Genomic DNA, 14,085 nt, shown 5'->3' with positions numbered 1-14,085 from the left:
GTCCGACCCTCAACATCACCAGACGCCGAAACCCCATTCACAACCATCTCAATCCGAGACATCTCAAAAACTCCCTTCAAGTTCCTGCAGTTCACCCGCCCGAAAGACGTTTGAACCAACCCTTTTTCTGTTCACCTGTTTCGGCATCCGCCTCCGCGAATTCCTCGGGCGCGCCAACCGCGTTCTGAAAATTGTCAAAAAACTGATCTGCCATCTTCTTGGCAAACCCATCGATGATCCGGCTGCCCAACTGGGCCAGCTTGCCACCCACCTTGGCCTCTACGTCATAGTGCAGCACGGTTTGATGCGCGTCGGCCTCCAGCCTGACATCGGCACCACCCCTGGCAAAACCCGCGGCACCGCCTTTGCCTTCGCCCGAGATTTTCAGGCTTTCCGGCTCCACCATATCGCTCAGCGTCACGCCGCCCTTGAAGGTCGCCTTTACCGGTCCGACCTTCTGAACCACAACGGCCTCGAACCCCTCGCTCGGCGAGCCTGTCATCTCCTGGCAGCCCGGCACGCATTCTTTCAAAACCTCCGGGCTCAGCAAGGCCGCCCAGACGGTCGCCACATCGGCGTTGATTGTTCGACTGTCACTCAGTTGCATTGCGACTCCTCCTGAATTTTTCAGGACCATAGCAACGCCAGTTTACCCGGCCTATGCGACCATCCGAGTAGGACAAAGGTCGCATTTACCTTTCCGGCGGCTGAAACGTCAGACCGTAGTCTGCGTAAATCTGCGGAATGCGGCCATCTTCGATGGCATATCGGATTGCATCGTCCACGGAATAGGACAAGGGACGGTAGCGGAAATTCACCGCAACGCCCAACGTCCAACGGCTGACCGCAAAGCCCGCCAGGGGCGGTTGGTGAATGCCGACACTCTCATCTGCGCCATGCTCCAGCTGTGCCAGCGGGCCCATCGCCGCCATCGTCTGGCCGTCACGCAGGGCGGTCATCGCCGCTTGCATATCGGCAAATCGGCTGACCTTGCCCGCCAGTTGCCCGCCTGCGAATGACGATAGGTAGAAATCAGAAATCGAATCGTTTTCGACCGCAACCGGGTCAAACCGGAAATAGGCCGGCACCGGTTTTTCTTCCGGATAGCTGGCTTTGTCATAGGCGATGGCGATGGATTCAGCCGCATATTGGCCGGTGAACACCACCTGCTCGACCCGGCACTTGAACGCCGAATCATAGGGGATGCGCATCATCACATTCGCAATCTGGCCGCCGATCAGAGCGCCCTTCCAGATGTTGTTACGCAAGTCCGCATCGAGATTTTCTGCCGCTGCCACGAAATTGAACCGCGCCTCGACCCCCAGATCTTCGGCGATGATGCGGGCGATTTCGATATCCACGCCGCGCGGCTTGCCACCCTCGTCCCAGCTATAGGGCGGGTAGTCTTCATAGACGGCAAAGAGCATGTGGCCGCGGTCCTGGATCACGTCCAGTTCCTGCCCGACGATATCGCGGCTGGCGTTTTGAGGGCGGACCTGCGGGACATGGTCCGCACAAGGGTCTGCCGCCAGCGCGGGCGCCGGCAGCAGCAGGGAGAAAATCAAAATGATGTGGTGCGGGATCTGTAAGCGCATCAATTATTGGGCCGCAGACAATCCGATGGTCAGGGTTTCGGCCGCAGATTTGTACCGCGCTTGCGTACCATCGATCAGATTGGCGGCGCGAAAGGCCACCGAATCCGCAACCGGCGCGCCGGAGAGGGTCTCGATGGATCCGGCAATCTCGCTAAGCCGGGATTTCAGCGCGTCGGGGTCCGCCCCTTCGGCGCCTTCTGCATACATTTGCAACTGATCGCGCATCGCTTTCAACTCGTCGGCGTATTCTGCCATCGCATCGCCGTCTGGGCGGGTCTCGATGTAGGTGCGAATGGCCCAGGCCGCGTCCTGACCCAGCAGATCGCCAAAGGCGGGCATCTTGGTGATACCGTTCTGCGTGTACCCGGTGCGGAAACGTTCCATATACCACTCATCGCCATACTCTTCGGCTTCGAGGAACCGCAGATCAGGCGCCAGACCGCCAGAGACGACCTCCAGCCCGTGACAGCGCGCGCAATTCTGATTGTACCCCGATGCCCCGATCTCCACAGCCCGGAGCCAAACCTCTTCGCCCACTGTTTCCGCCCGATAGGGGTTTTCGATCAACCACTCGGTGCCCGTTTCGGGCAAGCCACTGGTATCAACCGCCTGCGGTTTTACGTCACCATGTGCGGAAACCAACGTCGCGGCGGCGAACAGCAGTGCTGCGGCATAGCCAGCGGTCTTGAACGGATGTGTCATTTCTCTCCTCCCGGGATCGAATGTAGGATTTTCATCTGTTGTAGTCAGGCGCTCCCACAAAGGATATTGGACTTTGGTTGGGTGCGACGCAGGGGACTAAAGTCCTATTCAAACACCCCATGTGCATCCTTACCCTCGGTAGTGGAGGAGGTGTCACATGCATCGATGGATGACCGTTTTGTGCGCGATGTGCTGTGCTGTGACAGCGACGGCTGAGGTGACGCTGAACGCCAATTATCTGCATGTCGAAGTTTCTCTGCCGCCAACGCTGTCCAATCTGGATCCGGTGCCCGAAGACATTGGCCTTGCGGGCGCGCTGACCGGTCTCAAGGACAATCAGACCACCGGGCGGTTTCTGGATCAGAAGTACGATCTGGTCGAAACCTATGTGCCGGAAGGGGACGACCCCATTGCCATGGCCAAAGAGCTGCTGAGCGCCAGCCCCTACCTGATCCTGAGCGCGCCTGCGACCGTGCAAACCGCCATCGCCGATCTGCCCGAGGCGGAGGGCGCGCTGATCTTCAATACCTCGACGGGCGATCTATCATTGCGCGATGCCGACTGCCGCGCAAATCTCTTTCACACCCTGCCATCAGATGCGATGCGCACGGATGCGCTGGCGCAGGTCTTTGTCCAAAAACGGTGGACCGATCTGGTCATGATCACCGGCACGCACCCGCAAGATGTGACCTATGCGCAGTCCATGCGCCGGTCGCTCACCAAATTCGGGTTGGCGCTTTCGGGCGAAAAGGAATGGGCGTTCGACGCAGACATGCGGCGCAATGCATCGCAGGAAGTCCCGCTTTTTACACAGGACTTCGGCGACTATGACGCGATGATCCTCGCCGATGAGGTGCACGACTTCGGGCGCTATGTTCTCTATAATACCTGGGAAGCGCGCCCCGTTACCGGGTCGGAAGGGCTGTCGGCGGTTACCTGGTCGCCGGTGATCGAACAATGGGGGGCCGCACAACTGCAATCGCGCTTTGAAAAAGCCCATGACCGGCAGATGACGTCGCAGGACTATGCCGCCTGGGCCGCGATGCGCACGCTGGGCGAGGCGGTGACCCGCACAAACGCCGTCGATCCCGAGGCACTGCGCGCCTACATCCTGTCAGACGCGTTTGAGCTTGCCGGGTTCAAGGGGCGTCCCCTGACATACCGCGCCTGGAACGGTCAGCTGCGCCAGCCCATCGCCATCGTGCACCCGCGCGCCTTGGTGGCGCAGGCGCCACTGGACGGGTTCCTGCATCAGGTCAACGAATTGGATTCACTCGGGCTCGACCAACCCGAAAGCACATGCGAGGCATTTCAATGATCCGAACAACGCTTGCCGCTCTCTTGCTGACCACCACCGCCCATGCGGGCGAGATCTGGGTCACCAACGAAAAGGACGATACCGTCTCGGTCATCTCGACCGAAACGCTGGAGGTGATCAAGACCTACGAGACCGGGGAACGCCCGCGTGGCATCACCTTCTCCAAGGATTTCAGCCTGCTCTACATCTGTGCCTCCGACAGCAACGCCGTGCAGGTGATGGACCCCAACAGCGGGGAGATCCTGCATGATCTGCCCTCGGGCGAGGACCCGGAGCAATTCGTGCTGCACCCGGACGACCGCCATCTTTACATCGCCAATGAGGATGACGCGATCACCACCGTCGTGGATACCGAAACGCGCAAGGTCGTGGCGCAAATTGACGTAGGCATAGAACCTGAGGGCATGGCGGTGTCACCCGATGGCAAGATTGCCATCACCACCTCCGAGACCACCAACATGGCACATTGGATCGACACCGAAACACAAGAGCTTTTCGCCAATACGCTGGTCGACAGCCGCCCCCGTCACGCGGAATTTCTAAGGGACGGCAGCGAGATGTGGGTCAGCTCCGAAATCGGCGGCACGCTGACGATCTTCGACACGGCCACCCAGGCCGAGAAAGCCAAGATCAGTTTTGAGGTGCAGGGCGTGCATCCTGATCGTGTGCAACCCGTGGGCTTTGAATTCACCGAAGAGGATACCCACGCCTTCGTGGCGCTTGGCCCGTCAAACCACGTGGCCGTCGTGAATGCGGAAACCTACGAGGTAGAGGATTACATCCTTGTTGGCCGCCGCGTCTGGCACATGGATTTCAACGAAGACCGCTCGCTCTTGTTCACCACCAACGGTGTGTCGGGCGATGTGACCGTGATCGACGTGGCCAAACGCGAGGCCATCAAATCGATCAAGGTCGGCCGCTTCCCCTGGGGCGCTGCTTTCCGTCCAACGAACTGAACCCTTGCACCAAAGAGTTCCATTCGTCGACTGGCCGCCCTTGTCCTTTGCCTCGCAATCGTACCCGTTTTCGCCGATGCTCATAGCCTGGGTGCCGCCGGTCTGCTGTCGGGGAAGAACCGAGAAAACCAGGCCCGGATCATCCCGTCGACCGGGGAGCCGATTCGACGAGGTGTGAGATGGAAATCGGGTTCGTTGTGGTCAAACCCGGCAGTTGTTTCAAAAAGGTCTCCGACATCACTGGCGACACACAGCGCGTCAACATCACCATCGAATGACCGGATGGGCGGTTATTCACCGGAGCGATCACTGCCTGACACGCTCTGCAATCCTGCGTTTTGTCAAAGCGCCAACTCACGTGGTATAGAGCTTTCATGAAACCCATCTATTTTATCCTAATGGCGGGACTTGCAACGCCGGTCTGGGCGGAGAGCGAAGATCCCGCCCAATTCGGGACAACCAACCCCGACGAGATGACCTGGCAGAACTTTCGCCAGCGCGCCGACGCGGGCGAGACGGATATGGTTCTGTGTTCCATGGGCTACATGATGACCAAATCCGGGGATCATGACACCGCGCGGCTGCTGTTTGAGAACTGCGCCAATGCTGGCTACACCGGTGCGATGACCTGGATGAGCCAGCTCGACAACAACGGATTGGGGGGCGACTACGATCCTGACGCCGCCGCCGAATGGGACCGTCGGGCGGCTGCGGCTGGCGACCCCGTGGGCAAATTCAACTATGGGCTCGACCTGATGCGCGGACACGGCGTGGCGCAGGACGAAGCCCTGGGGCGGCAATATGTCGACGAGGCCGCGCAAAACGGGCTTGCCATCGCCAAGCGGTTACAGGGCGCGGGATATGATCTCGATGAGGTCACACCGGACGCGGATGCCGCCAAATACGGACCGTTTTTCTAGCCCCTCACTCGATGATCAGGTGCGGCAGCCAATGGCTGTCCGGATCGCTTTCATGCAAATCGCCCGCTTTCAAAGGCCGCAGATCACCCGCATCGGGTGGCGCGGCGAGCGTGTTCATATCCATTTCGTAAAGCGTGCCGGTAAAACTGCCGTCCGTTTCAACCAGGTTGTAGTAAACACCATTCCACATGTTGATCCCGTATTCTGTCGCCCCTTTCCACAGGAACAGGAAGTCATATTCCAGATCGGTCAGATCGCCCGAGATATTGCGCGCAATCTCATAGGGGTACGGCACGTGGCACCAATGTTTGGCGGGACCTTCGAGGCACTTGAAGGGCCGCATGGACAGGAAGTGATCGGTGAAAACCGGGGCATTCATACTCACCGCATAGGACCCGTCCATGGCGATCATCAGCGTTGCAATCTGCACCCGCGTGCCGTCCTGTGCTTCGAGATACACGCGGCGTTCTTCTGCGCCAACCGCTGCAGCCGACAAACAAGCCATTAAGATCAAAGCATATTTCAAATCTGCGCCCTCCCATCCTGCAAAAACACTCCACACCCCAACGCCGCGGCATGGCCATACGACCATTGGCCAATACCTAGATGCAGCCATTGATTGAATAATCATGCCAACCGGTCCCGAGTCCCATGGGCATGAGACCTGTTGCCAAAGCTTTAGGGAGGAAACCCATGAAAAGGTTCGCGATTGCAGTAACGGCTGCGCTTCTCACCACAACGTCGCTTCAGGCGGAAGTGACCGAGGAGATGCTTCTCAACGATACCGCATCCACAGGGGATGTTCTGACAAACGGGATGGGGCGGCATCTGCAGCGCTATTCACCCCTCGATATTCTGAACAAGGACAACGTGAAGAACCTGGTTCCGGCCTGGGCCTTTTCGCTGGGCGGCGAAAAGCAGCGTGGTCAGGAAACCCAGCCCATCGTGCATGATGGCGTAATGTATATCACCGGGTCTTACTCTCGCATGTATGCGATCGATGTGAAAACCGGCAAGGAAATCTGGCAGTACGACGCGCGCCTGCCCGAGGGCATCCTGCCCTGCTGTGACGTGGTGAACCGCGGCGCGGCGATCTATGGCGAAAACATCTATTTCGGCACGCTGGACGCACGCATCGTCGCACTGAACCAGAAAACCGGCGATGTGGTCTGGAACAAGAAGATCGCAGATTACAAAGCAGGTTATAGCTACACGGCCGCGCCGCTGATCGTGGATGGTCTGGTGATCACGGGCAATTCGGGTGGTGAATTCGGCATTGTTGGCGAGGTTCAGGCCCGCGACGCGGAATCAGGCGATCTGGTCTGGACCCGTCCGGTGATCGAAGGCCACATGGGCACGCTCAATGGCGAAGAAAGCACCATGACTGGCACGCTCAATGCCACATGGCCGGGCGATATGTGGAAGACCGGGGGCGGCGCCACGTGGCTTGGTGGCTCCTATGACGCGGACACCAACACCTTGGTCTTCGGCACCGGCAACCCGGCCCCGTGGAACAGCCACCTGCGCGATGCAGGCACACCGACCGAAGGCAACAAGGGCGACAACCTCTATGCCGCCTCCCGTCTCGGCATCGATCCCGCAACGGGCGAGATCAAGTGGCACTTCCAGACCACACCGCGCGAAGGCTGGGACTATGACGGTGTGAACGAGGTCGTGGCTTACACCGACCGTGCAGGCAATGACCGCTTTGCAACGGCGGACCGCAACGGCTTCTTCTACGTTCTGAACCGCGAGGACGGCGCTTTTGTCTCGGCAACGCCCTTCGTCAAGGACATCAGCTGGGCCGAAGGCATCGACGACACGGGCCGCCCGATCTTTGTCGAAGCCAACCGCCCGGGCGACCCGGCGGCCTCTGCGGATGGCAAGAAAGGCGAAGTTGTCTTTGCCTCCCCGTCTTTCCTCGGCGGCAAGAACTGGATGCCAATGTCGCATTCGCCCAAGACCGGCCTCTTCTATGTACCTTCCAACGAATGGGGCATGGACATCTGGAACGAGCCGATTTCCTACAAGAAAGGCGCGGCCTATCTCGGGTCCGGCTTCACCATCAAGCCGAACTACGATGACCACATCGGCAGCCTGAAGGCAATCGACCCCGACACCGGGGAATTGAAGTGGGAATACAAGGATGAAGCGCCGCTTTGGGGCGGTGTGATGACCACCGCGGGGGGCCTTGTCTTCACCGGCACGCCGGGTGGCGAGTTCAAAGCCTTTGACGACGAAACCGGTGAGCAGTTGTGGTCCTTCCAGACCGGCTCCGGCATTGTCGGCCAGCCCATCACCTGGGAGCAGGACGGCGAGCAATATGTGACCGTGATCTCCGGTTGGGGCGGTGCGGTTCCGCTCTGGGGTGGTGAAGTGGCCAAGAAAGTCAGCTATCTGAACCAGGGTGGCCTGCTGTGGACGTTCCGTCTGCCGCGCCAGCTTGCCGCCAACTGACCGGACCGGTTGCTGAAAATTCGGGCGCATCCCACATCGGGGTGCGCCTTTTTCTATGAGACTTTTTGCCAAGTAGTTTTTCCGGGAGTTCGGCGCTAGCCTGAAGCCATGAACACACAAGACGCCTCCCTCAACACGCAAGCCAAAACGCCTGGTGGCTGGGCCCTGGTGGTGGATGATCATCCGCTGTTTTGTGATGCGCTGGAGCTGACCTTGAAATCGGTTGCCGAGTTTTCGCAGATCACAACGGCAGACAGCATGGAGCATGCCCTGGAAAAGATCGACGGCCAGAGCGCGCCGGATCTGATCCTGCTGGATTTGAACCTGCCGGATGTCAGTGGCCTGGACGGGCTCATCCGCCTGAAACGCGCGGCGGATAAAACACCGGTCATCATCGTCTCCTCCATGACGGACAACGCGATCATCAGTGGCGCCATCGAGGCCGGTGCCTCGGGATTTGTGCCCAAACACAGCCACCGTTCGGTGTTCAAGGAGGCGCTGGATCACATCGCAACCGGTGAGGTTTTTACCCCCGCCGGATTTGTCGAAGGCGAGACTTCGGATCAGGAAAGCAAGGCCTTGTCACGCCTGTCGTCCCTGACCAATCAGCAGGCGCGCATTCTTGAGCTGATCTGCGAAGGCAAACTGAATAAGCAGATCGCCTTTGACCTCTCCATCGCGGAGACCACCGTCAAGGCGCATGTGACCGCGATCATGCGGAAACTGGGCGTGCAAAGCCGCACGCAAGCCGTTCTGGTGGCCCAGGACGCCAAGTTCGCAAATGTCTTGCCAACTTCTTCCTAGGCGTTTTATCCTCCACGTCAGGGAGAATTACAGACATGAACGCCGACGCTGGCTTTGCGGATGCCGCCAATTCGGTGCAGCCTGACGGGAGTTGTGCATTAAGGACCGCCCAGGTGTGCTGGTCCAATACCTCACCCGTGGCCGCACTTTATGACGAACTCGGCGCCGGGCCGTTCAGCTTTATCGCAATCATGGCCACGCCGAGCGCCGATTTCCCCGGTGTGGTGGCTGAGGCCCAGCGGATCTACCCTGACACAGATATCGTTGCCTGCACCACGGCGGGCGAGATCACGGGGGCGGGCTACGACGAAGGCACAATCGTCGCAATCGCCTTTCCAGCCGATGATTTTGCCTCCTGCTCGATCATGATCGAAGGGGTGGATGATCTCGATGCTCAGTCTGTCGTCGATCAGATCACGCTGGAGCGGATCGAGCTGCAGCAACGGTCCTCCACCTTCCCAAACAGCTTTGCCTTTCTGGTCGTCGATGGCCTGTCACTGAGCGAAGACACCCTCAGCGCCACCATTGCACCCGCGCTTGGTGACACACCGATCTTTGGCGGTTCTGCCGGTGATGGTACCGATTTCCAGCAGACACTTGTGGGTCTGAACGGACGGGTCGCGGAAAATGCCGCCGTGTTGACGCTCGTGCGCACACGTTTGCGCACGAAGGTCTTCAGCCTTGATCATCTGGTACCGACGGGCCAGCAGATGGTCGTGACGGATGCGGACCCGGCCCGGCGTATCGTCAAGGCCATCAACGCCGAACCCGCCGCGCGGGAATATGCGCGTATCGTCGGCAAGGACCCCGAACAACTGGACCGGTTTACCTTTGCCGCCCATCCTGTGGTCGTGCGGATCGGCGATGCGCATCACGTTCGCGCCATTCAGCAGGTGACCGAGAACGGTGAGATGGTGTTCTTTTCCGCCGTGGATGAGGGCATGGTGCTGACCGTCGCGCGCCCTCAGAATATGGTCACCCATCTGCAGGAAAAGCTGCAGGAGCTTTCCACCGACGGCGCCCCCAGCGACATCATCGGCTGTGACTGCATTTTGCGCCGGATCGAGGCCGAACAATCCCAGATCGTGCGCGCCATGTCGGAAGTGCTCTCCGAGCATAACGTCATTGGTTTTTCCACCTACGGCGAGCAGATCGGCCCCTTGCATGTCAACCACACCATGAGCGGGGTCGCTTTCTATCCCGCGGACGAAGGCGATACGCCGCATGTCGCTGATTAACCCTGCCGATACGGTCGAGCAGCAGAACCAAAAGCTGCTGGTGATCGCGCAATCGCTCATGCGCCGGGTCGAGCAGAAAAGCGAAGAATCCGGCCTCGCCTATCGCCAGTTCGAACGCGCCGCACTGCTGGAAAACCAGGTGCGCGAACGGACCCGTGATCTGGAACGCACATTGGACCTGCTGCAGGATTCCAATGCGCGTCTCGAAGTGGCCCGCGCGGAGACCGAAACCGCCCGCTCAAATCTGGCGGAAGCCATTGAAACCATCGACGAGGGCTTTGCGCTTTTTGACACCGACGACAGGCTCGTGCTCTTCAACAGCCGGTTTTGCCAGGACCTGCTGGATATCGTGCCGGACCTAAGCGGGGGTCTGCCGTTTGAGGATTATGTCTCGCTTGTCTCCGAGAGCCGGTTTCTGTCCCTGCCCGACGACCAGACCCCGGAAGACTGGGCCAAAAAGCGCCTTGATCACCACCGCGATCAGCATGTGGTGTTCAATGTCAGCCTGCTACGGGACCGCTGGCTGCAGGTCAGTGAACACCGCACCTCTCGCGGCGGCACGGTGATCCTGCAAACAGACGTCTCCGACATTATCCAGTTGGAACGGCAGGAACGCGACAAGCTGCGCGACCAACAGGCCCGGATCCTGCAGGCCACGCTGGACCACCTTAATCAGGGTGTTTGTATCTTTGACCGGAACCGCACGCTTGTTGGTTGGAACAGCAAGATGGACGGCTTCTTGGATCTGCCCAAGCCGCGTGTGACGCAAGGAATGGATTTCGCCTATCTGATCGACCGGCTGCGCGATCAACTGGTTTTCAACGAGGGGTTCGATGCCGAGCGTCTGCGCCGGTGGGCCAATCGCGCGTCCGGACGCACGCCGATTGCGTTTGAAATCCGTCACGGTGACGGCCGCATCTACAGCGTTTTTGCGCAAGAGATGCCCGACTATGGTTTCGTGATCAGCTTTACCGATGTCACCGCTGAACGCGAAGCGGCCCGCGCCCTCTTTGAGATGAACGAGCAGCTTGAACGGCGGGTGCGGGATCGCACGCAGGAACTTGGGGTCGCCCTGGCCGAGGCCGAGCGTGCCAATGCCTCCAAATCCCGTTTTGTTGCCGCGGCCAGCCACGACCTGTTGCAACCGCTGTCCGCTGCGAAACTCTTTGTCTCCTCACTGGCTGACAAGGTCACCACCGGTGACGCGCAGGCGGTGATCGGCAAGACGGAAAAGGCCCTGAACGGCGCACAGCAGATCATCGAGGCGCTGCTCGACATCTCCAAACTCGACGCCGGCAAGGCCATTTTCAAGAAACAGGCCATTCGTCTGTCGGACATCCTGGCCCCCTTGCGCGACGAACTGGCCGCCACGGCTGCCGCCAAGGGGATCACCCTCAATATTCTGGACAGCTCGCTCACAGTGCGCAGCGATCCCGCCTATCTGCGCCGCATTGTGCAAAACCTGCTGTCCAACGCCGTGCGCTATACCGATCAGGGGCGCGTTCTTTTAGGCGTACGCCGCAGCGGCACCAACGCCAGGATCGAGGTTTGGGACACAGGGCGCGGCATTGCCGAAGAAGATCAGGAGCAGATTTTCCAGGAATTCAGCCGTCTGAATCCAGACACTACCGATGGCGGCCTGGGTCTTGGCCTCGCCATTGTGGAACGCGCCTGCAACGGATTGGGGCACGAGTTGGGCCTCTGGTCGAAACCGGGCAGTGGCAGCTGTTTTTCCCTGAATGTGCCCATCGACACCGATGCCCTGCCGCGGGTGGCGGGCCCTGCGGGTTCACACAGCACCGCACCTCAAAACCTCAATGGGCTGCTTGTCTTGTTGGTTGAAAACGACCCGGCGCTGGCCAGCGCGCTGTCGCTGGTGGTCGAAGACATGGGCGGTGAGGTTATCCATGCACATTCCGCCGACGAAGCGCTTAGTCTGATGCATGAGATACAACTCATTCCGGACGCGTTTTTATTTGACTATCAGTTGGGTAACGGGCGAACCGGCACAGAGCTTTATCAGCAGATCACAGAGACCTACGGCCCCGTTTCCGCCGCGATTGTATCCGCGGACCGCACGCGCGAATTACGGCAGATCTGCAAGGGCCTGGGGCTACCGCTCATGCCCAAACCCGTGGACCGGGACCGTCTGTGGGCTCACCTCGCCCAGAGATCCAGAGAGTTGAACGCAACCTGACTGCCGCGCGATGATGATCTAAAGATAAACTATTTCGAAGGTGACGCGTGGGTCCGGATCATAACCAGATCGCACCCTTTCTGAATCAGTTCGCTACACGGAAAACTGGTCGACATAGATCTTTGGTCCACCACCTCTCAGACTCAAGCAGCGATTGGAAACGAGCCGGGCAATGTTTTCACGTAGCGGTCCCAGGTCAACGTAAAGCTGACATAAAAAACAAACGAATAACTCGACCGCATCGCGTGTTTTCTTCGTAAGGCAGCCCAAACGGCTGTCTGACACAACAGGAGGACAACCATGTTTCATGCATTCAAATATGCGCTCATCGGATTTTTCGTTTTCGGTTTAGCGACGACGTCTTTGGCGGACGGCCACGCAACGACATCCTGGTCGTTGGACGGCGCCTCATCAAAAATCGCCTTCGGATCAATTAAGAAGGACACCGTCGGCGAGGTGCACAGTTTCGAGGACCTGACCGGTACTGTCGCACCAGATGGGTCCGCAACGATAGAAATTGCGCTTGGGTCCGTCGAAACCAACATCGACATTCGCAACGAGCGCATGATCGAATATGTCTTCAAAAACGCACCCGCAGCGACCCTGAACGCTCAGATCGACATGGCTGCAGTCTCCGGCTTGTCGGTCGGAGAAACGACTGTGATTGATGTCGAGGGGGTGTTGAGTTTCGTCGGTGCCGCCGTGGACATTGAGGCCGAGATGTTTGTGGCGCGCCTGTCGGACACATCGGTCATGGTCACCACAAATGACATGTTGTTTCTGAGCGCCGAAGATGCCGGTATCGAAGCGGGCATCACAAAACTGATGGAACTCGCGGATTTGCCAGGGATCACGCGCACCGCGCCGATCACATTGAGGTTGATCTTCAACGCAGAGGAACAGAAAGCAGAGGCGGCACCAGCCGCCCCTGCCACAACCGTCGCACTTGATGTGCTCGGCGATGCCGAGGCTGGCAAAAAAGTCTTTCGCAAATGCAAAGCGTGCCACAACGTCAAAGCAGGTAAGAATGGTGCAGGCCCATCGCTGCACGCTGTTTTCGGCCGCCAAGCAGGTCAGATGGACGGGTTCAAGTTTTCAGAAGCGATGGCGACATCGGAAATCACCTGGGCTCCGGACACCATGGCGGCGTTTCTAGCCAAGCCAAAGGCCTACGTAAAAGGCACATCCATGGCCTTTGCAGGCCTGAGGAAGGAAGAAGACGCAGTGAACGTCATTGCCTATCTGATGGATGCGACGTCTGAGTAAAAAATTAGTATGAATGTAACGGAATCTGCTTGAACTCCCTTTTCCACGGACTTAGAAGCATCAAACGTTAATTGGCGCGGGATGGAGCAGCCCGGTAGCTCGTCAGGCTCATAACCTGAAGGTCGTAGGTTCAAATCCTACTCCCGCAACCAGCTTTACCTACTACCTCATGAGCAGCTTGCTCATTGAGGCCGTAGGGAGCTAGCGTCAATAATTTGATATCCGCAACATCAATGGAAAGTGGCGCATAGGCAGCGTACCGCCTTTCCGATATCGCAAGTATACCTGCCAGATCCCCTTCGAGATTGACCACTAACCGCGTCTTGCTAGCGTCCGGTTTCAGAATGATTCTGTCGATAAGACCACGGATCAATCCTGCCACCTCCTCGCTGTGGCCCGGTTCATTGAGTGTTTTGATCAGCTTCTGAACCTCGCGGGCGTACATATCGGCCGTCGCCGGATGAAGGATCGGCTCCGGTGCGATTTCGCATGCCAATTCGCGCTTAAGGATTTCTATGCGGGTTGAGATGCGCTGTGCATCGTCGCGGACCATCTTGTCCTTCCCCCCTAGAACTGAGCCATTACATTGGCCGCGAGAGGGGTACGGGACATGGCGAGGAAGCGACATTCAG

13 protein-coding genes and 1 tRNA gene are annotated in these 14,085 nt (G+C 58.8%); 9 read left to right on the top strand and 5 right to left on the bottom strand.

Features of this window, described 5'->3' with window-relative positions; genetic code table 11:
• Nucleotides 1-91 precede the first annotated feature (91 nt).
• From Q1A63_RS25535 to pedF, 3 genes are all read right to left on the bottom strand, one after another.
• Nucleotides 92-607, bottom strand: a complete 516-nt coding sequence (locus Q1A63_RS25535; protein WP_298976925.1) for a carbon monoxide dehydrogenase subunit G — start codon at nt 605-607, stop codon at nt 92-94.
• An 85-nt stretch (nt 608-692) separates the two neighbouring features.
• On the bottom strand, nt 693-1,595 hold the full coding sequence (locus tag Q1A63_RS25530; protein WP_298976923.1) for a transporter substrate-binding domain-containing protein: 903 nt from the start codon (nt 1,593-1,595) through the stop codon (nt 693-695).
• A 3-nt stretch (nt 1,596-1,598) separates the two neighbouring features.
• Nucleotides 1,599-2,297, bottom strand: coding sequence for a cytochrome c-550 PedF (pedF, locus tag Q1A63_RS25525; RefSeq protein ID WP_299632724.1), 699 nt, complete (start codon nt 2,295-2,297; stop codon nt 1,599-1,601).
• A 157-nt stretch (nt 2,298-2,454) separates the two neighbouring features.
• Between pedF and Q1A63_RS25520 the strand changes: the two genes are divergently transcribed.
• From Q1A63_RS25520 to Q1A63_RS25510, 3 genes are all read left to right on the top strand, one after another.
• On the top strand, nt 2,455-3,615 hold the full coding sequence (locus Q1A63_RS25520) for an ABC transporter substrate-binding protein (RefSeq protein ID WP_298976920.1): 1,161 nt from the start codon (nt 2,455-2,457) through the stop codon (nt 3,613-3,615).
• Entirely contained in the window at nt 3,612-4,571 is a 960-nt protein-coding gene (locus Q1A63_RS25515) for a YVTN family beta-propeller repeat protein (protein WP_298976919.1), read from the top strand. Before Q1A63_RS25520 ends, Q1A63_RS25515 begins: the two co-directional genes overlap by 4 nt.
• A gap of 374 nt (nt 4,572-4,945) precedes the next feature.
• Complete coding sequence (locus Q1A63_RS25510) at nt 4,946-5,491, top strand: sel1 repeat family protein (RefSeq protein WP_298976917.1); 546 nt, start codon at nt 4,946-4,948, stop codon at nt 5,489-5,491.
• Between the two features lie 4 nt (nt 5,492-5,495).
• Here Q1A63_RS25510 and Q1A63_RS25505 read toward each other — a convergent pair whose 3' ends face one another.
• A complete protein-coding gene (locus tag Q1A63_RS25505) occupies nt 5,496-6,005 on the bottom strand; it encodes a hypothetical protein (protein WP_299632723.1) in 510 nt (169 codons plus the stop codon).
• 179 nt (nt 6,006-6,184) lie between these two features.
• Here Q1A63_RS25505 and Q1A63_RS25500 point away from each other — a divergent pair, with 179 nt between their 5' ends.
• The 6 genes from Q1A63_RS25500 (at nt 6,185) to Q1A63_RS25475 (ending at nt 13,605) form a co-directional block, all read left to right on the top strand.
• Nucleotides 6,185-7,948, top strand: coding sequence for a PQQ-dependent methanol/ethanol family dehydrogenase (locus Q1A63_RS25500; protein WP_298976913.1), 1,764 nt, complete (start codon nt 6,185-6,187; stop codon nt 7,946-7,948).
• Nucleotides 7,949-8,056: 108 nt separating this feature from the next.
• Nucleotides 8,057-8,752 carry a response regulator transcription factor gene (locus Q1A63_RS25495; protein WP_298976912.1) on the top strand — a complete coding sequence of 232 codons (696 nt, stop codon included), beginning with the start codon at nt 8,057-8,059 and terminating at the stop codon, nt 8,750-8,752.
• Nucleotides 8,753-8,787: 35 nt separating this feature from the next.
• Nucleotides 8,788-9,990, top strand: a complete 1,203-nt coding sequence (locus Q1A63_RS25490) for an FIST N-terminal domain-containing protein (RefSeq protein ID WP_298976910.1) — start codon at nt 8,788-8,790, stop codon at nt 9,988-9,990.
• Entirely contained in the window at nt 9,977-12,187 is a 2,211-nt protein-coding gene (locus tag Q1A63_RS25485; RefSeq protein WP_299632721.1) for a PAS-domain containing protein, read from the top strand. Before Q1A63_RS25490 ends, Q1A63_RS25485 begins: the two co-directional genes overlap by 14 nt.
• A gap of 300 nt (nt 12,188-12,487) precedes the next feature.
• Nucleotides 12,488-13,453: a cytochrome c family protein gene (locus tag Q1A63_RS25480; protein WP_298976907.1), complete on the top strand. Its 966-nt coding sequence runs from the start codon at nt 12,488-12,490 to the stop codon at nt 13,451-13,453.
• Nucleotides 13,454-13,528: 75 nt separating this feature from the next.
• Nucleotides 13,529-13,605 (top strand) — tRNA-Met (locus tag Q1A63_RS25475).
• Here the strand turns inward: Q1A63_RS25475 and Q1A63_RS25470 are convergent.
• Nucleotides 13,584-14,006, bottom strand: coding sequence for a hypothetical protein (locus Q1A63_RS25470; RefSeq protein ID WP_299632720.1), 423 nt, complete (start codon nt 14,004-14,006; stop codon nt 13,584-13,586). The two genes, Q1A63_RS25475 and Q1A63_RS25470, sit on opposite strands and share 22 nt — an antisense overlap.
• Nucleotides 14,007-14,085 lie beyond the last annotated feature (79 nt).

The organism is uncultured Roseobacter sp. (assembly GCF_947499265.1).
GTDB lineage: Bacteria > Pseudomonadota > Alphaproteobacteria > Rhodobacterales > Rhodobacteraceae > Roseobacter.
The sequence above is the reverse complement of the archived record's forward strand: the minus strand, read 5'-3'. Positions and strand labels throughout refer to the sequence as shown.

What these genes read in the sequence shown, in the direction of transcription:
- Q1A63_RS25535 (WP_298976925.1), bottom strand. Translation starts at nt 607, where the DNA reads ATGCAACTGAGTGACAGTCGAACAATCAACGCCGATGTGGCGACCGTC.
- Q1A63_RS25530 (WP_298976923.1), bottom strand. Translation starts at nt 1,595, where the DNA reads ATGCGCTTACAGATCCCGCACCACATCATTTTGATTTTCTCCCTGCTG.
- pedF (WP_299632724.1), bottom strand. Translation starts at nt 2,297, where the DNA reads ATGACACATCCGTTCAAGACCGCTGGCTATGCCGCAGCACTGCTGTTC.
- Q1A63_RS25520 (WP_298976920.1), top strand. Translation starts at nt 2,455, where the DNA reads ATGCATCGATGGATGACCGTTTTGTGCGCGATGTGCTGTGCTGTGACA.
- Q1A63_RS25515 (WP_298976919.1), top strand. Translation starts at nt 3,612, where the DNA reads ATGATCCGAACAACGCTTGCCGCTCTCTTGCTGACCACCACCGCCCAT.
- Q1A63_RS25510 (WP_298976917.1), top strand. Translation starts at nt 4,946, where the DNA reads ATGAAACCCATCTATTTTATCCTAATGGCGGGACTTGCAACGCCGGTC.
- Q1A63_RS25500 (WP_298976913.1), top strand. Translation starts at nt 6,185, where the DNA reads ATGAAAAGGTTCGCGATTGCAGTAACGGCTGCGCTTCTCACCACAACG.
- Q1A63_RS25495 (WP_298976912.1), top strand. Translation starts at nt 8,057, where the DNA reads ATGAACACACAAGACGCCTCCCTCAACACGCAAGCCAAAACGCCTGGT.
- Q1A63_RS25490 (WP_298976910.1), top strand. Translation starts at nt 8,788, where the DNA reads ATGAACGCCGACGCTGGCTTTGCGGATGCCGCCAATTCGGTGCAGCCT.
- Q1A63_RS25485 (WP_299632721.1), top strand. Translation starts at nt 9,977, where the DNA reads ATGTCGCTGATTAACCCTGCCGATACGGTCGAGCAGCAGAACCAAAAG.
- Q1A63_RS25480 (WP_298976907.1), top strand. Translation starts at nt 12,488, where the DNA reads ATGTTTCATGCATTCAAATATGCGCTCATCGGATTTTTCGTTTTCGGT.
- Q1A63_RS25470 (WP_299632720.1), bottom strand. Translation starts at nt 14,006, where the DNA reads ATGGTCCGCGACGATGCACAGCGCATCTCAACCCGCATAGAAATCCTT.